27 protein-coding genes are annotated in these 23,805 nt (G+C 45.6%); 18 read left to right on the top strand and 9 right to left on the bottom strand.

Annotated features, from left to right (window positions below; all coding sequences use genetic code 11):
- Positions 1 to 2: 2 nt before the first annotated feature.
- The 4 genes from hemC to cyaY form a co-directional block, all read right to left on the bottom strand.
- Positions 3 to 932 carry a hydroxymethylbilane synthase gene (hemC, locus tag FX988_RS11060; protein WP_160179846.1) on the bottom strand — a complete coding sequence of 310 codons (930 nt, stop codon included), beginning with the start codon at positions 930 to 932 and terminating at the stop codon, positions 3 to 5.
- Positions 933 to 1,352: 420 nt separating this feature from the next.
- Positions 1,353 to 1,832, bottom strand: coding sequence for a YHS domain-containing (seleno)protein (locus tag FX988_RS11055; RefSeq protein WP_160179845.1), 480 nt, complete (start codon positions 1,830 to 1,832; stop codon positions 1,353 to 1,355).
- Positions 1,833 to 1,963: 131 nt separating this feature from the next.
- Entirely contained in the window at positions 1,964 to 2,635 is a 672-nt protein-coding gene (locus FX988_RS11050; RefSeq protein WP_160179844.1) for an alpha/beta hydrolase, read from the bottom strand.
- An 86-nt stretch (positions 2,636 to 2,721) separates the two neighbouring features.
- On the bottom strand, positions 2,722 to 3,048 hold the full coding sequence (gene cyaY, locus FX988_RS11045; protein WP_160179843.1) for an iron donor protein CyaY: 327 nt from the start codon (positions 3,046 to 3,048) through the stop codon (positions 2,722 to 2,724).
- A gap of 119 nt (positions 3,049 to 3,167) precedes the next feature.
- Between cyaY and gmk the strand changes: the two genes are divergently transcribed.
- The 13 genes from gmk to htpX all read left to right on the top strand — a co-directional run bounded on the left by gmk (position 3,168) and on the right by htpX (position 14,659).
- Positions 3,168 to 3,815, top strand: coding sequence for a guanylate kinase (gene gmk / locus FX988_RS11040; RefSeq protein ID WP_007984297.1), 648 nt, complete (start codon positions 3,168 to 3,170; stop codon positions 3,813 to 3,815).
- Between the two features lie 105 nt (positions 3,816 to 3,920).
- Complete coding sequence (gene rpoZ / locus FX988_RS11035) at positions 3,921 to 4,193, top strand: DNA-directed RNA polymerase subunit omega (RefSeq protein ID WP_007984296.1); 273 nt, start codon at positions 3,921 to 3,923, stop codon at positions 4,191 to 4,193.
- A 146-nt stretch (positions 4,194 to 4,339) separates the two neighbouring features.
- Complete coding sequence (gene spoT / locus FX988_RS11030; protein ID WP_160179842.1) at positions 4,340 to 6,469, top strand: bifunctional GTP diphosphokinase/guanosine-3',5'-bis pyrophosphate 3'-pyrophosphohydrolase; 2,130 nt, start codon at positions 4,340 to 4,342, stop codon at positions 6,467 to 6,469.
- Between the two features lie 21 nt (positions 6,470 to 6,490).
- A complete protein-coding gene (locus tag FX988_RS11025; protein WP_007984291.1) occupies positions 6,491 to 6,877 on the top strand; it encodes a RidA family protein in 387 nt (128 codons plus the stop codon).
- Between the two features lie 194 nt (positions 6,878 to 7,071).
- Complete coding sequence (gene trmH / locus FX988_RS11020; RefSeq protein ID WP_160182159.1) at positions 7,072 to 7,824, top strand: tRNA (guanosine(18)-2'-O)-methyltransferase TrmH; 753 nt, start codon at positions 7,072 to 7,074, stop codon at positions 7,822 to 7,824.
- 85 nt (positions 7,825 to 7,909) lie between these two features.
- Positions 7,910 to 8,554, top strand: a complete 645-nt coding sequence (locus tag FX988_RS11015) for a peroxiredoxin-like family protein (RefSeq protein WP_160179841.1) — start codon at positions 7,910 to 7,912, stop codon at positions 8,552 to 8,554.
- Between the two features lie 243 nt (positions 8,555 to 8,797).
- The gene (recG, locus tag FX988_RS11010) at positions 8,798 to 10,873 is read left to right on the top strand and encodes an ATP-dependent DNA helicase RecG (protein WP_160179840.1); all 2,076 of its coding nucleotides are present in this window, start codon (positions 8,798 to 8,800) and stop codon (positions 10,871 to 10,873) included.
- Entirely contained in the window at positions 10,860 to 11,675 is an 816-nt protein-coding gene (locus tag FX988_RS11005; RefSeq protein ID WP_160179839.1) for a class I SAM-dependent methyltransferase, read from the top strand. Before recG ends, FX988_RS11005 begins: the two co-directional genes overlap by 14 nt.
- Before the next feature lie 43 nt (positions 11,676 to 11,718).
- Complete coding sequence (locus FX988_RS11000; RefSeq protein WP_160179838.1) at positions 11,719 to 12,114, top strand: VOC family protein; 396 nt, start codon at positions 11,719 to 11,721, stop codon at positions 12,112 to 12,114.
- A 40-nt stretch (positions 12,115 to 12,154) separates the two neighbouring features.
- A complete protein-coding gene (locus FX988_RS10995; protein WP_160179837.1) occupies positions 12,155 to 12,628 on the top strand; it encodes a peroxiredoxin in 474 nt (157 codons plus the stop codon).
- A 360-nt stretch (positions 12,629 to 12,988) separates the two neighbouring features.
- Complete coding sequence (locus FX988_RS10990) at positions 12,989 to 13,162, top strand: helix-turn-helix domain-containing protein (RefSeq protein WP_412761894.1); 174 nt, start codon at positions 12,989 to 12,991, stop codon at positions 13,160 to 13,162.
- 198 nt (positions 13,163 to 13,360) lie between these two features.
- A complete protein-coding gene (locus tag FX988_RS10985; protein ID WP_160179836.1) occupies positions 13,361 to 13,576 on the top strand; it encodes a hypothetical protein in 216 nt (71 codons plus the stop codon).
- A gap of 210 nt (positions 13,577 to 13,786) precedes the next feature.
- Positions 13,787 to 14,659 (top strand): protease HtpX, encoded by an 873-nt coding sequence (gene htpX, locus FX988_RS10980; RefSeq protein WP_160179834.1) that lies wholly within the window; start codon positions 13,787 to 13,789, stop codon positions 14,657 to 14,659.
- On the opposite strand, the gene FX988_RS10975 is transcribed toward htpX, so the two are convergent.
- On the bottom strand, positions 14,656 to 15,342 hold the full coding sequence (locus FX988_RS10975) for a cyclase family protein (RefSeq protein ID WP_160179833.1): 687 nt from the start codon (positions 15,340 to 15,342) through the stop codon (positions 14,656 to 14,658). The genes htpX and FX988_RS10975 overlap by 4 nt on opposite strands.
- A gap of 126 nt (positions 15,343 to 15,468) precedes the next feature.
- Here FX988_RS10975 and FX988_RS10970 point away from each other — a divergent pair, with 126 nt between their 5' ends.
- The gene (locus FX988_RS10970) at positions 15,469 to 16,650 is read left to right on the top strand and encodes an NAD(P)/FAD-dependent oxidoreductase (RefSeq protein WP_160179831.1); all 1,182 of its coding nucleotides are present in this window, start codon (positions 15,469 to 15,471) and stop codon (positions 16,648 to 16,650) included.
- A gap of 69 nt (positions 16,651 to 16,719) precedes the next feature.
- Here FX988_RS10970 and FX988_RS10965 read toward each other — a convergent pair whose 3' ends face one another.
- Positions 16,720 to 17,130 (bottom strand): hypothetical protein, encoded by a 411-nt coding sequence (locus FX988_RS10965; RefSeq protein WP_160179829.1) that lies wholly within the window; start codon positions 17,128 to 17,130, stop codon positions 16,720 to 16,722.
- A 237-nt stretch (positions 17,131 to 17,367) separates the two neighbouring features.
- Positions 17,368 to 19,053, bottom strand: a complete 1,686-nt coding sequence (locus tag FX988_RS10960; RefSeq protein ID WP_254700599.1) for an alpha-amylase family glycosyl hydrolase — start codon at positions 19,051 to 19,053, stop codon at positions 17,368 to 17,370.
- 347 nt (positions 19,054 to 19,400) lie between these two features.
- Here FX988_RS10960 and FX988_RS10955 point away from each other — a divergent pair, with 347 nt between their 5' ends.
- Positions 19,401 to 20,348, top strand: coding sequence for an amino acid ABC transporter substrate-binding protein (locus FX988_RS10955; RefSeq protein WP_160179826.1), 948 nt, complete (start codon positions 19,401 to 19,403; stop codon positions 20,346 to 20,348).
- 56 nt (positions 20,349 to 20,404) lie between these two features.
- Positions 20,405 to 20,821, top strand: a complete 417-nt coding sequence (locus tag FX988_RS10950) for an acyl-CoA thioesterase (protein WP_160179824.1) — start codon at positions 20,405 to 20,407, stop codon at positions 20,819 to 20,821.
- An 87-nt stretch (positions 20,822 to 20,908) separates the two neighbouring features.
- Here FX988_RS10950 and FX988_RS10945 read toward each other — a convergent pair whose 3' ends face one another.
- Positions 20,909 to 21,469 carry a porin family protein gene (locus FX988_RS10945; RefSeq protein WP_160179822.1) on the bottom strand — a complete coding sequence of 187 codons (561 nt, stop codon included), beginning with the start codon at positions 21,467 to 21,469 and terminating at the stop codon, positions 20,909 to 20,911.
- Positions 21,470 to 21,759: 290 nt separating this feature from the next.
- Between FX988_RS10945 and FX988_RS10940 the strand changes: the two genes are divergently transcribed.
- A complete protein-coding gene (locus FX988_RS10940; protein WP_160179820.1) occupies positions 21,760 to 21,987 on the top strand; it encodes an EexN family lipoprotein in 228 nt (75 codons plus the stop codon).
- Between the two features lie 176 nt (positions 21,988 to 22,163).
- On the opposite strand, the gene FX988_RS10935 is transcribed toward FX988_RS10940, so the two are convergent.
- Entirely contained in the window at positions 22,164 to 22,871 is a 708-nt protein-coding gene (locus FX988_RS10935) for a DUF1499 domain-containing protein (RefSeq protein WP_160179819.1), read from the bottom strand.
- Between the two features lie 121 nt (positions 22,872 to 22,992).
- Between FX988_RS10935 and FX988_RS10930 the strand changes: the two genes are divergently transcribed.
- On the top strand, positions 22,993 to 23,802 hold the full coding sequence (locus FX988_RS10930) for a sterol desaturase family protein (protein WP_160179817.1): 810 nt from the start codon (positions 22,993 to 22,995) through the stop codon (positions 23,800 to 23,802).
- Positions 23,803 to 23,805 lie beyond the last annotated feature (3 nt).

Here is a 23,805-nt window from a genome sequence, read left to right as displayed (position 1 = left end):
TGTTAGTCTTTGTATAACGCTTGAAGAATGTCACCCGCCCCTTTTTCAAGCAGTTGCTCAGCGACACTAATACCAATACTTTGTGCATCGTTCACACTGCCACGTTGTTCAGCCTGCAAAAGCACACTGCCATCAGGGGAGCCCACTAAACCGCGTAAGTATAATTCATCACCGTTTAAGACAGCGTAGCTGCCAATAGGTACCTGACAACCACCATTTAGCTTGGCGTTCATGGCGCGTTCGGCTTTCACTCTTGATTCGGTTTCGGCGTGGTTCAATGGCTTGAGTAATTCAATTAGCTCGGCATCGTCATTGCGACACTCAATGCCCACAGCGCCTTGGCCGACAGCGGGCAAAGAGACGGTTGGCTCTATATACGCTTTAATTCGTTCGTGCATATTCAAACGAATGAGGCCCGCGGCAGCCAGAATAATAGCATCGTACTGTCCTTCATCTAGTTTAGCCAAACGGGTATTAACATTGCCTCGCAAGTCGCGGATGGTGAGATCTGGACGAGCGCTACGAATTTGGCATTGGCGACGCAGGCTCGATGTACCTACCACTGCGCCTTGGGGTAACTCTTCAATCGAGGCGTAGCGGTTGGAAACAAATGCATCATATGGGTTTTCGCGTTCACATATACAATGCAAACCAAAGCCATCTGGAAAATCCACTGGGACATCTTTCATTGAGTGCACTGCGATATCTGCTCGGCCTTCGCTCATGGCTATTTCAAGCTCTTTGATGAACAGACCTTTACCGCCAATTTTGGCTAATGGGGTATCTAAAATGCGGTCACCTTGTGTCGACATAGGGACCAATTCAACGTTCAGTTGAGGATGAGCTTCAAGCAATTTGGCTTGAACATATTCTGCTTGCCACATGGCTAAAGCACTTTTGCGTGTAGCAATTCGAATAACGCGATCTGACATGAAATCTTCACTATTAACGGACAAGTTTATACCGCGATATTACCAGAACTTACCTCTACTTTGAGTAGACAAAGGCCTAGTTTTAATGAAAAAGCGCAATAATTTAGTATTCCACGTGAATAATACCAATTCCATTAAATAATTAACCACTCAGCGAGCGTTTAAAGGGCATAAACAAGGCGCATTCTGAGGGGACATTTGTTGATGCGGATTAATGGTATTAAACATAAGGTTGACCAGTATTGATGAAGAGGCCGAATACTTTATTGGTAAGGGACCGTTAGTGAAAATCACAGTGTCGCGGCAGGTTGGTTGGACGTTAGTTTTGATTGGAGACAGTGCTTTTTTACATTGTTCGCGCAAAATAGCTGCGCAAACAATGCGTTTAGTGATGTTAAAGGGCTGATAACGCCCCTTTGTTTAGTTATTTAGATGAATCGCTTGTTGATATTCAGTGTCAGCTTGCTCGATATATTGCGCTTTATTGGCTAGCCACTTTTCTTGCACGCTAGCGCTATAGTTAAGGTAGAGCTTACCGTCTTCGATGACAAAGGCCTCTTCGTCTATCCCTACGAAATCCCCTGTTGCCATTGCGTAAGCACAGTAACCTCCATATTGAGGAGCATATTTTTCAGGCTCGCTTTGAAATAAATCTAAATGTGCTTGCGAGCTAAAAAACCAATCGGCTCCACGCCACGTCGTTGTATAGTTCTGGGAACCTTTTACTGCTTTGTTTTGGGTAAAGTAGGCGACGGTATCGTAACCATAGATGGCTTTATTGTTAAAAAAACCGGTTTCGATAGGATCTTGCGCTAAAGCGAAGTGACTGAAACTGAGTATGATGAATAACGCAGCAGTTTTCACCATGTTGCGCATAAATGATAATGGATTGATGCTCATAATTATTCCCGTGATGGCCTATGTTCGTCATTAAATAAAGGATGTTATTTAATAAAACCGTGATGGCAGAGAATAAATTTCATCACATTTTTATCCCAAGCGCTCACGTCTTGGGATAAAAATGCAGAGGCTTAACCTAAGCGCGCTTGTAACCACTGTGAGATATGATTAATTTCTTCTAAACATACACTGTGCTGCATTGGGTAATCTTGCCAAGTAACAGGATAACCATTTTCTTCTAATACTTTGAACGCGGCATTGCCCATAAATACGGGTACAACGTTATCTTGCTGACCATGAGCCATCAAAATGGGCGTGTTCTTATTGGCATCGCATGCTTCATTGGCGAGCGTTTCTGGTTCACACATATAGGTTGATAGCGCCATGATACCGGCGAGCTTCTTGTTGATGCGCGTCCCTAAATGCAACGCAATCACGCCTCCTTGAGAAAAACCAGCCAATACAATGCACTCAGCAGGTGTGCCGTTTGCAATTTCCGCATCAATTAACGCTTCGACTTGCTTGGCAGAGGTTTCAACTCCTGTACGATCCGCTCTGTGGTTAAAATCAAGGCTGGCAATGTCGTACCATGCACGCATTTCCATATTGTTGTTTACGGTAATGGGGCGAACAGGGGCATGGGGAAACACAAAACGAATAGGTAGTGAGTCAGGAATTTTCAGCTCAGGCACAATTGGCGCAAACCCATTGCCTGAATCTCCTAAGCCATGCAGCCAGATAACGACGGCGGTGTGGGGCTGATTAGGGTTTACTTCTACGCTTTCTAACTTGCTATTACTCATTGGGTACCACTCTGTTGTCCAAATTTCTATTTTATTTCACGCATTATCATGCAGAACTCAGTGCTTCTATCTGTTTTGCCTAATGCCTATTCGGCCGGTCGCGGGAAAGACACGGGGACTTCAGCCTGCTTGCTTGCCGCTTCATTCATAAATTGCCAAAATTCAGCGCCTGTGCGTTCGTCAATCCATAGGCCTTCTTGGTAATTAAAATGATGACCGTTAAACTTGGTTGCCACCCAAAGTTGATGCAATGGCGGTTGTTTATTGATGATTATTTTGCTGCCATTAACAAAAATTAGCGTAAGTATGCTGCTGGCTGATTCATAATCGATATCGGCTTCTACGTCGTCGAGCATTTCTTCTAAGTTAATCAGTAGGTCGTCGACGAGTTGATGATATTGGCTGTCGTTCATGGTTGCGTCACCTTTTGTGAACAGTTTTGATGCATTCGCACCTTTGTAAAGGGAATATGCTAACATTGCATAGAAATCTCAACACTCACTTTATCCACTTACTTGACTGAAAATCTTCTATGCCACAATCACTCGGAAATTTATTTATACTTGCCGCGCCTTCTGGGGCAGGTAAATCTAGCTTAATCAAAGCGTTACTGCAAAACCATGACGCAACAGAAATACACAACAATGAAATGCAGGTCTCTGTTTCTCATACCACTAGAGCACCGCGCCCAGGTGAAATAGACGGTGTACATTATCATTTTGTTAGCCGAGAGGTATTTCAAGAGCTCATTTCTCAGGATGAATTTTTTGAATGGGCTGAAGTCTTCGGAAATTATTACGGCACCTCGAAGGTCGTCATTGAACAAACTTTGCGCAAAGGTATTGATGTTTTCTTAGACATCGATTGGCAGGGGGCTCGTCAGGTAAAAGCGCAAATACCGGATACCGCAACGATTTTTGTTGCACCACCCTCACGTGACGAGCTTCTGCGTCGCTTAACAGAGCGCGGACAAGACACCCCAGAAGTGATCCAAGAGCGAATGAACAAAGCGGTATCTGAGATATCTCACTATCATGAATTTGATTATATCGTGGTGAATGATGATTTTGACGCGGCGCTAGCTGAGCTAGATGCGATTGTGTCAAGTCGTCGTTTGCGCAAAGAAAAGCAGGTAATGCGTCATCAAAGCCTGTTTGAAAACTTACTGGCCAATGATTAGCATAATTATTAGTCACTAAGATCGTGAAAGATCTTTTCTAATTTAAGGTTTGCAAGTACACTATGCGACCTTTTTTTAAAACATAGCTACCCGACGGAGATCAAAATGGCTCGCGTAACAGTTGAAGATGCCGTAGATAAAATTGGCAATCGGTTTGATTTGGTTTTAGTCGCAGCACGCCGCGCAAGACAACTTGCGATAGAAGGTAAAGTTGCCCATGTATCGGTAGGTACTGATAAGCCTACAGTTGTAGCGCTACGTGAAATCGAGGAAGGACACGTAACTGCTTCTACACTTGATGCTGAAAACTTGCGTGACCAACATGCTCAAGACCAAGCTCAGTTTGAGTCTGTAGCAAATATTCTGCAAGACCAGTAGTTCGAGAACAAGCGTTCGCTCGAGAATTTGAGTTCGCGAAAAAAGCCTGAACCCAACGGCATCACATCAAACTGATGTTTTAGCCGTTGGCTTAGTGCTCAATTCACCGTATCCTTAAACTTTCCACTGTTTGAGACTAACAACACTTGTATCTTTTTGAGGGTTTAAAACAAAAGCTTGAGGCCTACCTGCCAGCGGACAAGGTAGCAGAGACTCAGCGTGCGTTTGTGGTAGCCCGAGATGCCCATGATGGGCAGATGCGTTCCAGTGGTGACCCATACATTACACACCCTGTCGCCGTGGCCGGTATTTTAGCGGACATGCGACTCGATCATGAAACCCTGATGGCAGCCTTACTGCATGACGTGATTGAAGATACCCACCACAGCAAAGAGACCCTTAGCGTTGAATTCGGCGAAACGGTTGGCGAGCTGGTGGAAGGGGTCAGTAAGCTCGACAAAATTCATTTCAGCAGCAAGCAAGAAGCGCAGGTCGAAAACTTTCGTAAAATGCTGATGGCTATGGTGCAAGATATTCGCGTTATTTTGATCAAATTGGCTGATCGCACCCACAACATGCGGACCCTTGGTTCATTACGACCGGATAAACGCCGCCGTATCGCCAGAGAAACGCTTGAAATTTATTCACCTATTGCGCATCGCCTAGGGATACATGATATTAAAAATGAGCTAGAAGATTTAGGTTTTCAAGCTATGTATCCTATGCGTCACCGGGCACTAAAAGCCGCAGTTAAACAGGCGCGTGGCAACCGTAAAGAAGTCATTGAAAATACTCGCAAAGAAGTAGAAACCCGCTTAGCTGCGTTTGGTATCAACGCCCAAACCATTGGCCGCGAAAAGCATCTTTACTCTATTTATCGCAAGATGAAGAACAAAGAGTTGATGTTCAATGAAGTGATGGATATCTACGCATTTCGTGTCGTGGTTGACAGCGCAGACAATTGTTATCGGGCGTTAGGCGCGATGCATGGTTTGTATAAGCCGATCGAAGGTCGTTTCAAAGACTACGTCGCTATTCCGCGTACTAATGGCTACCAGTCATTGCATACGTCTTTGATTGGCCCGCACGGTATTCCGGTTGAAATTCAAATACGTACTGCTGAAATGGACAAAATGGCTGACATTGGCGTAGCTGCCCATTGGATGTACAAAGATGACTCTGAATCGAGTGATACCACAGCGCAGGTACGCGCCCGAAAATGGATGCAATCGTTAATTGAATTGCAGCAAAGCGCCAGCTCGTCGTTTGAATTTATTGAAAACGTAAAAACCGATCTGTTCCCCGATGAAATCTATGTGTTTACTCCTGACGGGCGTATTATCGAATTACCCCTTGGGGCTACAGCCGTCGATTTTGCGTACGCGGTGCACACAGGTGTGGGTAACACCTGCGTTGGGGTGAAAGTTGAAAGACGCACTTATTCATTGAGTAAACCGCTGGAAAACGGTCAAACCGTTGAAATTATTACCTCTCCACGAGCCAAGCCTAATGCCAGTTGGCTGAACTTTGTGGTCAGTGCCAGAGCTCGCTCGCATATTCGTCATTATTTAAAGCATCAGCGTTCAGAAGAAGCCTTTATCATGGGTAATCGATTGCTGCGTCATGCTTTAGGCAAAACCAAACTCGATGAAATTTCTCAGCAGGACATCGAGCGGGTCGTACAAGAAACTAAGCATGAGGATTTTGAATCCTTAGTTGCCGATATCGGGTTGGGCAATGAGCTTAGTGCCATTGTGGCGCGGCGCTTACTCGGCGAAGCCGCTGAAATCCCTGATAGCGGGCGTAGAGTGGCCATTCGTGGTACAGAAGGGCTACTCGTGTCTTACTCACGCTGTTGTCACCCTATTCCCGGGGATGAAATTGTCGCTGTGCTAAGCCCTGGTCGAGGCATGATGATCCACCAAGCTGGCTGTAGCAATATTCGCAAACTCAGTAAAGAAGAACCCCAGCGTATTCTTGTTATGAAATGGGATGACAAGCCTCAAGGTGAATTTAAAGCAGCCCTGCGGATCGAGTTAATTAATCATCAAGGGACGCTCGCCAACTTAACCAATAATGTGGCGTCTTGCGGCTCTAATATTGTCGGTTTGCAAACCGAAGAAAAAGAAAGCGGTATCTATTATATCGATATCGAACTGACCATCACGGATCGTATTCAGCTTGCTGATGTCATGCGCAAAATTCGCATAATGCCCGAAGTACAGCGGGTTTCAAGGCACAGCCAATCCAAGCAGAATAAATCTCAAAACGTATAAACTTTAAAAGGTAATCATATTATGTCTAAGTCTGTTATTCACACTGACAAGGCTCCACAAGCTATTGGAACTTACAGCCAAGCGATTAAATCTGGCACTACTGTGTACTTATCAGGGCAGATCCCTTTGGTCGCTGAAACCATGGAAATGGTGTCTGATGATTTCGCAGAGCAAGCTGAGCAAGTTTTCAAAAACGTACAAGCTGTTTGCCAAGCCGCGGGTGGCAGCACCAATGATTTGGCGAAAGTAAATATTTTCTTAACGGATTTGTCTAACTTTGCCACCGTTAACGAAATCATGAGTAAGCATTTCAAACAACCATACCCAGCGCGTGCAGCTATTGGTGTTAAAGAGTTGCCAAAAGGTGCGCAAATTGAGATTGACGGTGTGATGGAATTGCCTGAATAACCTCAGGTCGTCTTTTAGCTAAAAGTAATGGTATAACACTGACGGCGCTTAGGCGTTGCACTGCGCACGGAATGTCTTCATTGCCGTGCGCTGATTGAAAGATGCCAGCCTGTTAAGCGCGCTTACTAGCGAGCATCGGGGCACAATGGCATCAATAAGAAAAAGAACATAAAACTATGACTGCTATAGCCCCCATGTCAGTAGAGCGTTATCAGCGCATTCGTAAGTTATTGAGTACCCGCCAACCTTCGTTAACGGTCTGTTTAGAACAAGTTCATAAGCCTCACAATGTATCGGCGATATTGCGCAGCTGTGATGCGGTAGGCATCAATCGGATTCATGGTGTGTGGGATCATAAAACCAAGCTGCGTAAAGGCACGGCGATGGGCTCTGAACATTGGGTTAAGACCGAGATGCACAGCAGCATCAGCGATGCCGTAGGCGTTTTAAAGCAACAGAATATGCAAGTGCTGGTTACCCATCTATCAGATGATTCTGTGGACTTCAGAGAAATTGATTACACTCAGCCGACAGCGATTGTCCTTGGTCAAGAAAGGCACGGTGCAACAGAAGAAGCCATTGCCTTAGCCGATAAAAACATCGTGATACCCATGGTGGGCATGGTGCAATCTTTGAATGTGTCTGTGGCAGCTGCGCTCGTTTTGTACGAAGCCCAGCGTCAGCGAGACGTAGCCGGTATGTACGACGCCCTGCAACTAAATGAAGAAGAATGCCAACGGGTGCTATTTGAAGGTGGGTTCCCTGTTTTAGCCAATGTATGCAAAAATAAAGGCCTTGAGTACCCTCACATCGATGAAGGTGGCAACATAGTGGCTGATGCAAGCTGGTGGCAAAGAATGCAAACTACGGCCAAAGCGATGCATAAGCTTGAGCTCGAGGGCAACAGCGAGATTGAGTATGAAAAACGTCACAGAGGTAATCGCTAAGCCAAGCGATAAGCGTCAATTGGTGACGGGCGGTTAAACCCTGTAAATATAACTGGATTATGAGTAACCCACTGAGGAGGTAAAGATGTTTCATTTTATGAAAGCTGCCATAGGCAGTTTAGCTATTTTGCTGATGGCCTTTTCTGTGACCAGTAGCGCGTTAGAGCGCACTGATATTGCTCAGAGTGCTCAAGATGTGAGTCCTTTGTTAGTTGGCCACGGGGCTCCAAATACTAAGTTGAAAACCGCCGAAGGCGCGCCAGTCAGTTTAAAAGCCATGCTCATGCAAAAACCGACCGTGCTTATTTTCTATCGAGGCGGCTGGTGTCCATACTGCAATCGGCAACTTGCCGGGCTTAAAGACATTGAGAAGTCGCTCGATGATTTAGGTTATCAAATTCTGGCTATTTCTCCTGAGACACCCGCTCAATTGCAAGCACAAAAACTACAAAGTAAGTTCACGGTGCAATTACTTTCAGATAGCACACTGGATACCATACGTGGCTTTGGTATTGGTTTTTATGTGGCAAAAGAGACAACCGCCAAATACAAAGAGAAAAAAGGTATTGTGTTAAATACGTCAACCCATGATGAGCGCGGCGTATTGCCCGCACCAGCCGTGTTTATTCTTGATGAGCAAGGTGTAATTAAATTTAGCTATGTGAATCCAGATTATAAACAGCGTTTGTCTCCAGAGTTGCTCTACCAAGCGGCGAAGTATTCGCTATAAGCATGCGTAGTAAGTTATATCTAACGTTCTGAATGGTAAAATCGTGGCAAATAACGCTGCAAATGCTGTTAAGTTATTGCCACGAATGGCTAAATCGTGAAGTATAATAGTTTACACATTGACATGTTTAGTATGACTTAACGGGCAGGCTGCTATTTCTTTTCTTAATTCACCCTCTTTCGTTCGCTCTTTTGAATGGGCTGCACGAGCGCAAAGCGCGGACACTCGATGCGCGGACATGCGATGCGCGGACTAGCTCAAACGCCGGTTACCCAGTTAAAAGGTGTGGGCAGTAAAGTCGCAGAAAAGCTCGAGAAGCTAGGGTTACACTCTGTGCAAGACTTGTTGTTTCACTTACCTCATCGTTATGAAGATCGCACCCGTATATATCCAATTGCTGAGTTAATGCCGCACTTACACACCAGTGTTGAGGGCGAGGTTATGTCCTGTGATGTGCAATTTGGTCGCAAGCGTATGCTGATTGTGCGCATAACTGATGGTTCAGGAACTATCACCTTGCGCTTTTTCCATTTTTCGGCGGCGCAAAAAAACAGCTTAGAGGCGGGGGTACGCATTCGTTGTTTCGGCGAGGTGCGAGCGGGTAAGTATGGTTTAGAAATCATGCACCCCGAATATAAAATCATTAGTCCAGATGCTAGCGTGCAGTTGGCTGAATCGTTAACGCCGGTTTATCCCTCTACCGAAGGGGTTAAGCAAATTACCTTGCGTAACTTGACCGAACAGGCGCTTAGTTTGCTTGATAAAGGCGGTTTAGCTGAATTACTGCCAGATAACATATATCAGCAGCAAGTGGGCTTGGTTGACGCATTGCATTTGGTTCACCGACCTCCCCCTGACGTTACGCTCGCCTTGTTAGAAGAAGGCAAGCATCCAGCTCAGCAACGTTTAGCGTTAGAGGAGCTGCTGGCACACCATTTAAGCGTGCTTAAAGTACGTCAGCAAAGTCAGCGACAAAAAGGCTTTGCCATTACGCCAAGTGAACCCCTGCTGAAACAGCTACTTGATAGTTTGCCTTTTAATTTAACTGGCGCGCAGCAAAAGGTTATCAAAGATATTCAGCAAGATATGCAACGGCCCACACCCATGATGCGCTTAGTGCAAGGGGACGTAGGCTCAGGTAAAACCTTAGTGGCAGCCATGGCAGCGTTATCGGCGATTAGTGCAGGCTATCAGGTGGTGATGATGGCACCTACCGAGCTGCTCGCAGAGCAGCATATGAACAACTTTCAAGGCTGGTTTGCACCATTGGGCATTGAAGTCGGTTGGTTAGCCGGAAAGTTAAAAGGTAAAGCCCGTAATGAAACCCTTGAAAACTTGGCCAGTGGCAAGCTGCAATTGTTGGTAGGCACTCATGCGGTGTTCCAAGAAACGGTGCAGTACCAGTCTTTAGCATTGGTGATTGTGGATGAGCAACATAGATTCGGCGTGCATCAGCGCTTGGCCCTGCGAGAAAAGGGATTGCAGCAAGGCGCATTTCCTCATCAGTTGATCATGACCGCAACACCTATTCCGCGGACGTTGGCGATGACTGCTTATGCGGATTTAGATACGTCAGTGATTGACGAGCTCCCCCCTGGACGTACACCTATCACCACAGTTGTGTTGCCCGAAACGCGGCGAATTGATGTGGTTGAGCGTGTTCGCTTAGCAACGGTTGAACACGGCAGGCAAACCTATTGGGTTTGTACCTTGATTGAAGAATCAGAAGTGTTGCAGTCTCAAGCGGCAGAAGAAACCGCCATTGCCTTAGCGACTGCCTTACCTGAGTTAAAAGTAGGCCTGGTACACGGGCGACTAAAAGCCGATGAAAAACAGCGCTTAATGGAGCAGTTTAAAGCAGGTGAAATGGATTTACTTGTTGCCACCACCGTCATTGAAGTGGGTGTTGATGTGCCTAATGCGAGTTTGATGATCATAGAAAACCCTGAACGTCTGGGGTTGGCCCAATTACATCAACTGCGCGGGCGAGTAGGGCGAGGCTCAGTGGAGAGTCACTGTGTGTTGATGTACCAAAGCCCGCTAACAAAAGTAGCCGCGAAGCGACTAGCGGTTTTACGTGAATCACACGACGGTTTTTATATCGCTCAACAAGACTTAGAAATACGCGGCCCAGGTGAGTTGCTAGGCACCAAGCAAACGGGCTTGGCTGACCTGCGAATTGCGGATTTAGTGCGTGACGCAGCGTTAATACCGCAGGTTCAAACTTTGTCAGTAGAGTTATGGGAGCACCATCCGGCCAACGCACAAGCCATTATTAACCGCTGGTTGGGTGACAAAGAGCATTATGGTCATGCCTGATAAATTGACAACTGAGCGAACAAAGAGCACGCCCGTGATCACCGTGCCTGATAACGCAAGCCCAGCTTTAATTAAAATAGCGAAGAACAATGCGATGCACTGGCAACTGGGCTTTGACGAAAACGCCACTCACGGTTTAGTGCTGATGCAAAGCGAAGCGCACTTGGCACTAAAGCAGCTTGATGAGCCCAAAGTCGGTGAGGTATTCGTTGATTTTGCTTCTGACGCCCTCACGTTTCGCCGCCTTCATGGTGGCGGTAAGAAAGAGGCCGTGGCTAAAGCCGTTGGTCTAAAGGGGCAAACCGATTGGCGCGTGCTTGATGCCACGGCTGGCTTGGGGCGCGATGCCTTCGTATTGGCTAGTTTAGGCTGCAATATTGATATGATTGAACGCTCACCTGTGGTGGCTGCGTTGTTGGCCGATGGGTTGGAACGTGCCCAGCACAGCCCTGAACTGAGCGCTTGGCTGCCTGAACGTATGCACCTACATCACGGTATCGCCGTAGAATTGATGGCGAATTGGAACTCCACTGCAACAAACGTAGTACCTGATGTGGTGTACCTTGACCCTATGTTTCCTCATCGTAAAAAGAGCGCGGCAGTCAAAAAAGAAATGCGCCTCTTTCAACAATTGCTCGGGCCTGATGAAGACGCAGATGCGCTGCTTGCACCGGCTCTCGCATTAGCTAAAAAGCGCGTGGTAGTGAAGCGCCCCGCTGGAGCCCCTTTTTTAGCACAGCAAAAGCCCCATATTGAAATGCAAGGCAAAGCAAATCGCTTTGATGTGTATTTGATTAATTAGCGTTTAAGCGGACGGTGAATCCCATTTATTTAAAAGGAATAACATGCAACAAAGCGTATGTAACGTCAGTCTACTTGTGGATGATTACGACAAAGGCATCGAGTTTTACACCCAGTCGTTGGGCTTTACTCTGCTTGATGATATACAAAATGGTCCGGAATCACGCTGGGTGCGCGTCGCACCAAACAATGAAGCTGGCCAGACGGGCGCAGCGTTAGTCTTGATGAAAGCGGCGATTAATCAGCAGCAGTGGGTGGGCAATCAAACCGGCGGCAGCGTGGCTTTTTTCTTACAAACCGATGACTTTCATCGCGATTATCAACGTATGTTGCAACACGGCGTCACCTTTTTAGAAGAACCGCGAGATGAGCCTTATGCGACAGTGGTGATATTTCAAGATTGTTTTGGCAACAAGTGGGATTTATTGCAACCAAAGTAATTTTATTTTTCAATTATCTATTTCAAAAGAAGGAAATAACATGATCAAAGTTGGTGATACCTTACCCCAAGTTACGTTTAGCCTGCGTGAAAATGGCGAAAACAGTAACCCCACTACGGCAGGCTTATTTACCGATAAAAAAGTGGTACTTTTCGCTGTGCCTGGTGCGTTTACTCCAACTTGTTCGAATACCCATTTACCCGGCTACATCACCTTGGCCGACAAGTTAGCGGAAAAAGGAATTGATAACATTGTTTGTTTATCAGTTAACGATGCATTCGTAATGGAAGCTTGGGGTAAATCACACAATGCGCAACACATCACTATGCTCGCCGACGGCGGTGCTGAGTTTACCCAAGCCATTGGCATGGCAAAAGACACTGGTACATTCGGTGGTGTGCGTTCTGGGCGCTACTCAATGTTGGTTGAAAACGGTGTGGTAAAATTGCTGAACGTTGAAGCCCCTGGTAAGTTCGAGGTCAGTGATGCGCAAACCATGCTAGATAGCTTGTAATCTTCGAGGCGCCTATTGCGCTCTGGGCAGTTAACGAGCTCTTGACAGCAATTGCACAGGAACTAATACCAATTCCATTAAATAATTGGCCTCTCAGAATTCATCCAGCGGGTTTTGAACAAGGCGTCGGTGTGTAGTAATGGTTGTTCCCTTTCAAATACCGAGAACGTAGTGCAAAACCCGCTGGGGAATTCCCTTCGGGCGAATTTTAAAAGGACTTACTCTGTGTTGCTCAAACTCGAAAGAGCACAGGTTAGTTTTTAATAAAGGGCTATCATTTAAGCGCCTTGATTAAGTCCTTTTAAATTTTCGCTGAGTGGTTAATTATTTAATGGAATTGGTATAGTGGTAGGCTCGTGGATGGAAAAAGACCCACTAACAGACAAAGAACGCCGTGCGTTGCGTTTAGCCAAAGACGGGCTATCCACGGAAGATATTGCTAGCAAATTGTTTTTATCTACTGACACGGTGCGCAATTATTTGCCATCGGCGTCTCGCAAACTAAACGCCAAGAGTAGGATTGAAGCGATATGAGTCGTTTTTCAAAATGGTTGGTTGTAACTCGTTTGAGATATTTATTTTGGACGAGCACGTTGTCGACCTTTCACTGACCCTTCACTAGCCCTTCATTAACTATACGGCACACTCAAACGTTACAAATCGTTAGGCTTTGTTGATCTCATCAAGACCGAGCTGTTAGGTTAACAAGGAATTCTTGATGGAGGAGTAATTATGACGTCTAACAAGCATGATAAAACAAAGCATGGCATTATGGACTTTGCAGCCTTAAAAACTGCTATTGCTAACGGTGATGAGCAGTCCGTTAGAGAATTACTGCCCAGCGAGCCAATCCAAGAGTTGGAAAAAGGCTATTTGATTGATTTGGCCGAATTGAATAATGACCGCGCTATTATCGAGATACTGCAAGGCATACCGACCACGCGCTAGCATACGCAGTTAAACGCACATTACCATGCACTTGCGGCGGGCTCTTTCACCCAACTGCAGGTGGTTTTAGGTTGTTCCAAAGGTTACGCATCTCTCCGTTTTTATTGAGAAATAGGTGAGGGTAGCAGCCAAAACACTTATATTTTTTAGGCGCTATTGCACTCATTCTGAATTGACCACATATTAAACACCTAATATGGAGTGTGGAATATGTTTCGAATACTACTATTTTTAGCCACTAACATTGCCGTCATGGTATTGATTAGCTTGGTCTTTAGCTTGTTGGGTTTTCAAGGTTTACTCGCACAAAACGGGGTTGATTTAGACCTGCAGGCTTTGCTTGTTTACTCGGCGGTGATTGGCTTTAGTGGTTCAATCATCTCATTGTTAATGTCTAAATTTATGGCCAAGCGCAGCATGAATGTGCACGTGCTTGAGCGCCCAGAGAACGATACTGAACGTTGGCTGTTGCGCACAGTAGAGCGCCAAGCTGAACAAGCCAATATTGGCATGCCAGAGGTGGGTATATTCGTACACGCCAGCCCTAACGCGTTTGCCACTGGGTGGAATAAAAACAACGCTTTAGTGGCCGTCAGTACGGGTTTACTTGAAAACATGACACAAAGCGAAGTGGAAGCTGTGCTAGCCCATGAAATTAGCCATGTTGCCAACGGTGATATGGTCACCATGACGTTAGTCCAAGGCGTACTGAATACCTTTGTGGTGTTTTTATCTCGGGTGATCGGCCATGTGGTTGACCGAGTTGTGTTTAAAGTTGAACGGGGGCATGGCCCAGCGTTTTGGATTGTATCGATTATTAGTCAGGTGATATTGGGTATTTTAGCGTCGATGATTGTCATGTGGTTTTCACGATATCGTGAATTTCGAGCGGACGCAGGGGGCGCAAGCCTTGCTGGGCGAAGCAACATGATTGCAGCGCTTAAGCGTTTAAAGCAAAACCAAGATGCGCCGCCCATGCCCGAGGAAATGGCGGCATTCGCTATTAGTGCAGGTAAAGTACAAAAGTTATTTTCTAGTCACCCGCCGCTAGAAAAACGCATAGAGGCGCTGCAAAAAAGCTAACAACTGCTTTCATCGATTTGTACAAATGCGCGCACTGGGAAGGTGCCCACGCCGGTTATTTTAGGCGGCACTGCATAAAAACGTGCACCGTGGGTGGGGACTTTCTCTAAGTGGGTAAGGTGTTCGCAAATCAACACATTGTTTGCTAATAACAAGCTATGCACGGGGCGTTTTTGGCCTCGTGTATCATCGATATTGTGTGAGTCAATGCCAACCAATTTTGCGCCGTTATCAAGTAGCCATTTAGCCGCATCGGCTGTTAAATAAGCATGGTTTTCAAAGTATTGATCGCTTTCCCAGTGCTTGCTCCAATTAGTATTGATAAGCACCGCTTTACCCGCAACATCTACATCTTTGAAAAAGCGCATATCTACTTCAATGCTATCTCTGGCATCGATGACCACCGCAGGTAAGTCAGCTAACAATGCTAACGATACTTGAGCTAGGTCATCCCCTTCAGCAGCAAAGTGAAAAGGCGTATCGATATACGTTCCTGTGTTACTGACCATTTCAATTTTGCCAATTTGCACTTGGTAGTCATCACCGTACACTTTTTTCGACTCTTCACGGCTTAGGTAATCGCACATGATTGGTGCTGGCAAACCTTTGTATGTGCGCAAGCCATCGTATATGCGGTGACTCAAATCAATAAAGGTACGTTTGCTTGGTTGAACGTCTGACAAAATGGCTCCTTAGGCAGGGGGAATATAGAAGTTAGTGTGAGCACAACTTAGCATTAATTTGGGTTTTTGAAGCAAAATTCTTTATACTCCGCGCGAAATACATCACTTAGAACAACGGGCAGTAACGTGAACAAAGTAGACGTAGTCGTCATAGGAGCAGGTGCCGCGGGTTTATTTTGCGCAGCGCAAGCGGGCAAACGTGGGCGTAGTGTTGCTGTGCTTGACCACGCCAAACGTATCGGTGGCAAAATTTTGATGTCTGGCGGCGGTCGCTGTAACTTCACCAATATGTATGCTTCTCACGAAAACTTTCTGTGTGATAACAAACACTTTTGCAAATCAGCGCTAAGCCAATACACCCAGTGGGATTTTATCAGCTTGGTTGCCGAGTATGACATTGCCTATCACGAAAAAACGCTTGGGCAGCTATTTTGTGACGACAGTGCCAAAGACATACTCAACATGCTTATGAGTGAATGTGACAAAGCAGGCGCTACCGTCACCAATCAATGTGATGTGCTACAAATCGATAAAACGGATGCTGGCTTTACCTTGCAAACCAGTAAAGGCGAGTATCAATGTGAATCGTTAGTGATTGCCACTGGTGGGCTGTCGATGCCGAAACTGGGCGCCAGCCCCTTTGGTTATAAAGTCGCGGAGCAATTTGGTTTAACGGTTAAGCCTACACGCGCTGGCTTGGTACCGTTTACACTACACGAGCAAGACAAGAAAGTATTGGCCGAGCTAAGCGGTATCTCCCTTGACGCCAGCGCCAGCTGTAACAGCACCAGTTTCAATGAGAATATTCTGTTCACTCACAGAGGTTTAAGCGGCCCAGCAGTACTGCAAATCTCATCTTTTTGGGAGCCGGGGGAAGCAGTCGAATTCGACTTATACCCAAATGGTGATTTGTATGAGCAATTACACAAAGCCCAGCAAAGCCAGCCAGATGTATTGCTCAGTAATGCGCTAGCGGCGTTTTACCCAAAACGCTATGTGCAAACCGTATTGCCCTATATAGGCATTGAGAACAAACCCCTAAAGCAATACCAAGGCAAGAGCCTAATTGAGGTCGCACAAGCCTTTCACCAATGGCAGTTAAAACCTAATGGCACTGAAGGCTACCGCACCGCAGAAGTCACACTAGGCGGCGTCGACACCGACTTTCTGTCCTCTAAAACTATGGAAGCCAAAAATGTGAAAGGGCTATATTTCATCGGCGAAGTGATGGACGTCACCGGATGGCTAGGAGGCTATAACTTCCAGTGGGCGTGGTCGTCAGGTTTTGTGGCCGGGCAGGTGGTGTGATGTTGCATTTCTTTGGGCTGTAGATACATATTTTAACGTGAAACCTCTATTCGTCTCACGCTTTCAACATTAGGTCTGTAGTTGCTGGGTTGTTTGGGTTTCAAAGCCCATTTCTGCGAGCCACTTTCGGGCGTCTGATTCGCTAGTGAAACGACGAATCGTGACATGATCTTTTACTTCTTCGGTCGCCTTATTGATTAGGTACTCCTTCAGTACATTGGCGCTAAAGACTTCTGCTGCCGCGCACATGCCTTGGCTGACACACCAACCTACGACACGTCTTACTATTGGTTCAACCGATGGTGTGCTGAGCTCCCATTTGTCAAACAACACTAAGTGAGCAAACTTGGTAGCAGACACGTTAGGGATCACTCGGTGCATCTCCCTTTCGAAGCTTAACGCTACTTGCTCTGACCATTGCCCCAAAGTGTTTATGACTACCACTTGACCGTCAATCTTTACGTTGAAATACGCCGACATGCTTACCCACTCTGATTACATCTTGGTATGACTATAAGTCAAAATGGCCACAAGCTCATGTTTTATGTCATGGGAGCCGCTTGCAACTGTGAGGCAGTGTTAAGATGGCGTGCGTAATGGGTATTCTATTTTTTAGCCTACACATCAGTGCTTGACGAAGGTGGGCATGCGATATGAACCCAGCCTTTCATTAAAAGCTGGGTGCAGGCCTGTTCTTGGTAGATGCCTAATAATGTGCTATTGCTCTAATGCACCCAACAAAACAACGTCGAATGGGGTATCTAAGGTGACTTGGTTGTCATGTACCGTCACAGTTGTGCCGGAGTAATACTCTTTTAGCTCAGTCCCGTCTTTAAATAACTTATGCAGCTCTATTACTTTACTGCCTTTAGGCATGCCAATGGCAACTATTACGTTATCTGCTGCATTTTGCTCTGTGGCGGCGAGGGTGCGCTGAAAAACATAAGGTTTCTTTTGCAGCATTTTATGTACGCCAGCCCCCACTGATAAATGAGCATGACGGAATTGGCCGAGTTTTTGCCAGTGTTCCAGCAATTGCTGGGTGTACTGCTGTTTTGGCGTTAGCTGTTCGGCGTTGTTGTCAGCAGGTGGTAAGTCTTGCCAATTCATGAATGAGCGCCAGGTGGCATCTCCGACGGCGTCAGGGTAGGTTAGATTTCTGGCTAACTCGTCGCCGTAATAAATTTGTGCAGAACCTGGGGCTAACATGAGTTTTAGCGCTGCTTGATAAGGATGTTCACGTTTTGGGTCGAACGGTTCAGGATCGTCATGGGAGACAACATAATTAAGCACACTAACGCCTTTTAGCGCGCCTTGATTAAGTTCGTCAGAGTAAGTGCTAAAAATCTGTTCCATGTCTTGTTCAGCATGGGCAGCAAAACCCATATTGATTAGGCTGTCGAAGCCATTTGCAAAGAAGTCTACCTGCTTATCACCATAGTCATAAAGGCGAGTGCCCTTGGGGGTATTTTTGAATCCGTCAACGCCAAAGTGCATTACCTCACCGACCATGAAGAAGGGCTTGTTGTCACGGGCCTGATCGGGGTGTTCAGCTTTCCATTGTGCTAATGCTGTGGTGCCTTCTGCTTTGACGATTTTCCAAACATCGGCTTCTACATGTTTGGCGGTATCTACTCGAAATCCGTCAATCCCGTATTCACGTACCCAATCGGTTATCCATTTAGTGATGAAATACTTCGGTGCTCTAGGTAACTTAGTGCGTTCGAAAAAAGCATCAAGCTCTGCTAATTCTTGCTCTAAGCGCCCTTCAGAACGCCACTTTTCGATCAGAAAAGGAGGAAGTGTCACAGGAGCTTCTGATTCAGTACGAATATCCGTGAGGCTGCTGGCTAAGGCACATTCTACGTTGCCTTTGTATGAATCCCAGCTGCAATAGGGTTTAGTACGTACCCATTCATCTGGCCACGCTACGTCTTTGCTTGTTTTTGGTCCTGTATGGTTAATGATAACGTCGGCTAATACCTTTATACCGTGTGCGTGAGCGGTAGCAATCATTTCGGCCATGTCTTGTTCGGTGCCAAAGTTGGGATCAATAGCAGTCCAATCTTTTATCCAATACCCGTGAAACGGGTAACTGCGGCCCCATTCGTCGTCCCAACGGCCGTGAATTTGTTCATTTAGTGGGGTGAGCCACAACACATCAACTCCCAAATCGGTAAAGTAACCACTCTTTATTTTTTGGGTTACCCCTTTAATGTCGCCGCCCATAAAGTTTCGAAGTGTTGCGCCATCAGGTTTGCGTTCAAATTGTTGATCATTGCTTTTGTCACCGTTGGCAAAACGGTCGGTCATCATGAAATACACAGTAGCGTTCTGCCAGAACGGGTCGACCGAGTTGCCCTGCGGTGCAGAGGAAGCCAGCGCAGATGTACTATTTAGCATGAATATCATCAGCACAAACCTATAGGTAAGTTTATATGCGCTTTGAACTCTGTGGTAGTGAGTAAACATTGAGGTATCCTTTTGGGTTGCCCAATTGTTAATGACCTGGGCAGTACATAACGTAAAGGATCATTATTTGTTACTCGAAAAGAAATGGACACCCCTTGCATACGTATTCAGCTAAAAGGGCAAGTTCTGCATGCTGCAGTTTAGGGTGCTTTATTTGCCTTTGAGATTTGTGTTATTTACGTTAACTGATAGATTATAAAGTAATAATTTACGATCACCCGACGACTAGAGTGATATAAACGGGTCGCAGTAAATATAAAAAGGTTAGGAGGCGCACAATGAGAGGCGTTGTGACTTTGCATCACTCAAATGTGGTTGGAATAGCGCATAAACGCACAGCGAGTTCGACTAAGGGCAAGCACGCGAAGATAGCGACGTATCTGTTTTTATTGTTATGTCTTATTTGGTCTTTAGCTGCAACAAGCGCAATCGCTGAACAAACCATTCTTTATCCTATGCCAGAGTCAGTGCATGATCAGCGTCCTTTGTACCCAGTACGGCTGTTGGCACTGGCGATAAGCAAATTGGAGAAACCTTATCGTTTAAAGCAAAGTAGAAGTGCTATGACGCAAAGTAGGGCCTTGCGCATGATGGAAAGGGAAAATGCACCCGATATTGTGTGGTCAATGACCACACAAGAGCGAGAGAAGGCATATATACCTATTCGAATTCCTATTTATAAAGGGCTTATCGGATGGCGTTTATTTTTGATCCATGCTGGCCAGCAAGGTATCTTCGATGAAATAGATAGCCTGTCAGATTTGCAAACATTAACCGCAGGCCAAGGGCACGATTGGCCGGATACCTATATCTTGAATAACAGTCATATTGATGTGATGTCATCCTCAAAGTATGAGCGTTTATTTGAGATGCTTAATAAAGAACGATTTAATTTTTTCCCGCGCTCGATAATTGAAATATGGGACGAGATAAGCGCGAGGCCCCACTACAATTTAGCAATCGAAAAGCACATTTTACTGCGCTATCCAGCGGCCATTTATTTTTTCGTAGCTAAAAATAATGCTAAATTAGCTACTGATATACAGCGCGGTTTGCAGTTAGCAATAGAAGATGGTTCTTTTGAGCAAATGTTCTTGAAGCACAATGAATGGTTAATCAATAAGGCGTGTTTAAGCGAACGCCATATCATTGATTTACCAAACCCGCTGTTGCCACCGCTAACACCAGTGCACAACGAAGCACTTTGGTATCATGTCGACGAGTAATTTGGTGTTATAATCGGGCCTCATTTTCACCAATAACACGTGTTACAGGCAGTCCAATGAATGAAGAACAAGCTCTTGGTAAATTAACCACTCGCACTTTAGCCATGCCAGCAGACACGAACGCTGCCGGTGATATATTTGGCGGTTGGGTACTTTCGCAAATGGATATTGCCGCTGGTATTTGCGCTGGGCAACGAGCTCAGGGGCGGGTCGTGACAGTGTCGGTAGATAGCATGAGCTTTATTCGCCCGGTTCATGTGGGAGACATTTTAGGGCTTTATACTAGTGTGGCTGAGTTAGGGCGTACGTCTATGGTGATTAACGTTGAAGCCTGGGTAAGGCGAGATCGCATCGGGCTTCGGGAAAAGGTCACTCAAGGGCGTTTTAAGTTTGTGGCCATTGATGAAAACGGCGTTCCATCTCAGCTACCTCCTCAAAGTGCGTTACCTGACTATGTATTAGAGAATTTTTAGCGCGGGTTTTAGCGGGTAGTGTCGCTATATACAGCGACAGTTGATTCTGTCGCTGTGGTAGCTCATATGAAAAGTGAATTGCTTAGATTAGAACGAGTAGCGTGCTGATAGACCCATGATGTCGTTGTCATCTGATGTGCGATACGAGACGCTAACAGCGGCTGCAGGGGTAAAGTAATAACTTGCCCCTAAGTTTAAATAGGTATCGTCGTCATCGTCCAGATCGATATACGACACGCCACCATCAAGCTCAATGTTAGGGGTGACACGAGAACGGATCCCAGCGGTAAGACCATAACCATTTTCGTCATAATCTTCTAACTCGGCTTCTTCGTAGCTCACTACGCCATACACGTCTGTATTACTAGATGCTGCCATGCGATAACCTAAACCTAAGCTAAGCTGGTTAAAATCAACATCGCTATTTGCAATTTCATCAGAAGTATCTGTGTAGGACCCATTTACAAACACATTTTTGCCTACCAATGCCGAGCCAGAAACTTTAAAGCCGTCTGGCTCATAGTCGCTGTTATCTACATCAATTTTGGCGTAACCACCTTCAACGTAGTTGAAATCAGGAGAAGCTGCATAAGCAGTAGGAATGGAAATAACAGTTGCTGCGATTAACGCAATTTTTGTCGCTTTCATTGGAAATCCTTAATACTAAGTTGAGAAAAATGAGCAACAGAAGCGAAGGGCTAGCATGGTCTAACCGGACTTAGGATACGAGTTATGCTTCTGTTCTCGCTCCTATATATGATGTTAACCAACTGATTTTCAATAGAAAAACTTGTCATTTATGGGAAGTTTTTTTAGTATCTAAACGTGAGGAATTGTTAAGGAATATGTAACTCTCGTCTTTTCAATTAGTTGAGAAGCCACAGCTGGCGTTAACCGGAACGAGCAGCTTTTTCTAGTCAGGGATTTAAGGAAGAAAAATGAAAAAATTATTAGTCGTACTACCTTTGGTGTTTGGTCTTAGTGCGTGTGGCACTCCTTCAGTGGAAGAATTAGTCGACGACCCTGAGCTATTAAGCGAAGTGCTTGAAGAATGCACTGCGAAATTAATGAAAGGCGAAGATGTAAAAACCGAGGAATGCCAAAATGCCACCGAAGCCCAGAAACAGATTTTAAATAATGTGATGAAAGGCTTGCTCGGTAACTAGAGTATTGGAACTCGCATACGTCAAGTTCGGCGCAACGATGACGGTTTTTAACGTTAAATCAATGCTTAGTGACTAAGGTTTGTCGCGCTAAAAAAGAACGCCCAATGATGTGAGTCATTGGGCGTTTTTTCATTTATCGCCATACATAGAAACATGACTAGCAGATAATGTCAGGGCTAAAGCTGACTGTTGATAGTGTCGATTAATGTATGAATACGCTCTGCGTTTTTGCCTAAGTCACTTTTACCGACACGAGATTTACTGCGCACATCAAGGAAGCTTTCTTCCCCTGTGGTACGTATACGCACTACCACATCGTCTTTAAAGCCAAACCAGGTTGTGGTTTCTGTGGCTTCAATAATACCTAATGATTTATCCGCGTTCACTAACTCCCAGCCCAAGCTATTGACTGCACTTTCGGTAGCATCAAATAGCTGATCTGTGCTTTGGCTGTATTTTTGGGTTGTCAGTTCTGGGTAGGCTTCACGCTGCTGTTTAGCGGTTTCTTCACCCGCATATTCCACCGGGTTAGATGCATCAGCGCGCAGGGCAACAATCGCAACGAATTTAGGCGGGTTGGTTAAGTCGGTTGAAATATCATGAATGGGAGGTACTGATTTCGCTTTACTCATCATACTCATAGGTAAACCAACGGCGACCAAGGCGAGTACCGCGGAGACCGCTACGCCTGCCCAGCTGATATTTTTACGCATAAATATAATTTGTATTAGGATCAGTACCAATGCAGCTATACCGGCGTATACACCAAAGCGCAGGGCAGCAAAGGCAGTGCCTAATTCTAAAATTCCAAATTTATAGAAAGGGCCAGGTAAGGCGACGAGTAAAATGGCCAGAAAGCTAATTAGGCTAACCAAGGTCTTCATAGGGTGTACTCCATTTTTTGTTATAACTGGTTTTTGTTAAGTCATGATATAGCAACAAACTGATACTATCAGTAACAGTTTTTGGACTTAACATTTTGAATAAATATTAACGTGGATAAATATGCAAAATGAAGTGTGGCTGCGCATGGGCAGTTTTATTACAGTGCTGGCATTGATGATGATTTGGGAAGCCATGTTTCCTAACCGAACGTCGCCTGTTGCGAGCAGCAAGCGTTGGCTAAGCAATTTTTTCCTGGTCTTTTGTGGTGCGCTTGTGGGCAGGCTTGTTGTGCCCGCAGGTTTAGCTGTAGTGGCAATATTGGCTGACCAGCATCAGTTCGGGTTATTCAATGTGGTAGCCATGCCGCTTTGGCTCGCTATTGCATTGGCTGTGGTTGCGTTGGACTGTTTGATTTATTGGCAGCATAGGGTATTTCACCGGGTGCCTATATTGTGGCGTTTGCACCGGGTGCACCATGCTGACCCGCATCTTGATGCCTCAACCGGCTTACGTTTTCATCCAGTTGAAATTGGTTTGAGTATTGTGGTTAAAGCCATAGGTATTTATTTGCTGGGAGTGCCCATTGAAGCCATTTTAATTTTTGAGATAACGCTAAATGCCAGCGCGATTTTCAATCATAGCAATATTAAGCTGCCAAACTGGTTGGAAAATCCACTGCGTAAAATCATAGTGACCCAAGCTATGCATCGTATTCATCACAGCCAAGTCGTAAACGAAACCGATAGCAACTTTGGTTTTTGTTTGTCTATTTGGGATCGGGTGTTTGCGAGTTATACCCAAAGGGCTAAAAAAGGGGATGACGGCCTAGTTTTGGGCTTAAAAGAATACGCCACAGAAAGTCGCAATACTGGGATTGGCACCGTGCTGCTGATGCCATTTCGAAAAACACCCAAGATGAAAGAACCTTAGCAT

The sequence above is a fragment of the Paraglaciecola mesophila genome (assembly GCF_009906955.1).
GTDB classification, from domain to species: Bacteria; Pseudomonadota; Gammaproteobacteria; order Enterobacterales; family Alteromonadaceae; genus Paraglaciecola; species Paraglaciecola mesophila_A.
This window is presented reverse-complemented; position numbering and strand designations above follow the sequence as displayed.

Excerpts from the sequence above, each read along its gene's own strand:
- hemC (WP_160179846.1), bottom strand. The coding sequence starts at position 932 with ATGTCAGATCGCGTTATTCGAATTGCTACACGCAAAAGTGCTTTAGCC.
- FX988_RS11055 (WP_160179845.1), bottom strand. The coding sequence starts at position 1,832 with ATGAGCATCAATCCATTATCATTTATGCGCAACATGGTGAAAACTGCT.
- FX988_RS11050 (WP_160179844.1), bottom strand. The coding sequence starts at position 2,635 with ATGAGTAATAGCAAGTTAGAAAGCGTAGAAGTAAACCCTAATCAGCCC.
- cyaY (WP_160179843.1), bottom strand. The coding sequence starts at position 3,048 with ATGAACGACAGCCAATATCATCAACTCGTCGACGACCTACTGATTAAC.
- gmk (WP_007984297.1), top strand. The coding sequence starts at position 3,168 with ATGCCACAATCACTCGGAAATTTATTTATACTTGCCGCGCCTTCTGGG.
- rpoZ (WP_007984296.1), top strand. The coding sequence starts at position 3,921 with ATGGCTCGCGTAACAGTTGAAGATGCCGTAGATAAAATTGGCAATCGG.
- FX988_RS11025 (WP_007984291.1), top strand. The coding sequence starts at position 6,491 with ATGTCTAAGTCTGTTATTCACACTGACAAGGCTCCACAAGCTATTGGA.
- trmH (WP_160182159.1), top strand. The coding sequence starts at position 7,072 with ATGTCAGTAGAGCGTTATCAGCGCATTCGTAAGTTATTGAGTACCCGC.
- FX988_RS11015 (WP_160179841.1), top strand. The coding sequence starts at position 7,910 with ATGTTTCATTTTATGAAAGCTGCCATAGGCAGTTTAGCTATTTTGCTG.
- recG (WP_160179840.1), top strand. The coding sequence starts at position 8,798 with ATGCGCGGACTAGCTCAAACGCCGGTTACCCAGTTAAAAGGTGTGGGC.
- FX988_RS11005 (WP_160179839.1), top strand. The coding sequence starts at position 10,860 with ATGGTCATGCCTGATAAATTGACAACTGAGCGAACAAAGAGCACGCCC.
- FX988_RS11000 (WP_160179838.1), top strand. The coding sequence starts at position 11,719 with ATGCAACAAAGCGTATGTAACGTCAGTCTACTTGTGGATGATTACGAC.
- FX988_RS10995 (WP_160179837.1), top strand. The coding sequence starts at position 12,155 with ATGATCAAAGTTGGTGATACCTTACCCCAAGTTACGTTTAGCCTGCGT.
- FX988_RS10990 (WP_412761894.1), top strand. The coding sequence starts at position 12,989 with ATGGAAAAAGACCCACTAACAGACAAAGAACGCCGTGCGTTGCGTTTA.
- FX988_RS10985 (WP_160179836.1), top strand. The coding sequence starts at position 13,361 with ATGACGTCTAACAAGCATGATAAAACAAAGCATGGCATTATGGACTTT.
- htpX (WP_160179834.1), top strand. The coding sequence starts at position 13,787 with ATGTTTCGAATACTACTATTTTTAGCCACTAACATTGCCGTCATGGTA.
- FX988_RS10965 (WP_160179829.1), bottom strand. The coding sequence starts at position 17,130 with ATGTCGGCGTATTTCAACGTAAAGATTGACGGTCAAGTGGTAGTCATA.
- FX988_RS10960 (WP_254700599.1), bottom strand. The coding sequence starts at position 19,053 with ATGCTAAATAGTACATCTGCGCTGGCTTCCTCTGCACCGCAGGGCAAC.
- FX988_RS10955 (WP_160179826.1), top strand. The coding sequence starts at position 19,401 with ATGAGAGGCGTTGTGACTTTGCATCACTCAAATGTGGTTGGAATAGCG.
- FX988_RS10950 (WP_160179824.1), top strand. The coding sequence starts at position 20,405 with ATGAATGAAGAACAAGCTCTTGGTAAATTAACCACTCGCACTTTAGCC.
- FX988_RS10945 (WP_160179822.1), bottom strand. The coding sequence starts at position 21,469 with ATGAAAGCGACAAAAATTGCGTTAATCGCAGCAACTGTTATTTCCATT.
- FX988_RS10940 (WP_160179820.1), top strand. The coding sequence starts at position 21,760 with ATGAAAAAATTATTAGTCGTACTACCTTTGGTGTTTGGTCTTAGTGCG.
- FX988_RS10935 (WP_160179819.1), bottom strand. The coding sequence starts at position 22,871 with ATGAAGACCTTGGTTAGCCTAATTAGCTTTCTGGCCATTTTACTCGTC.
- FX988_RS10930 (WP_160179817.1), top strand. The coding sequence starts at position 22,993 with ATGCAAAATGAAGTGTGGCTGCGCATGGGCAGTTTTATTACAGTGCTG.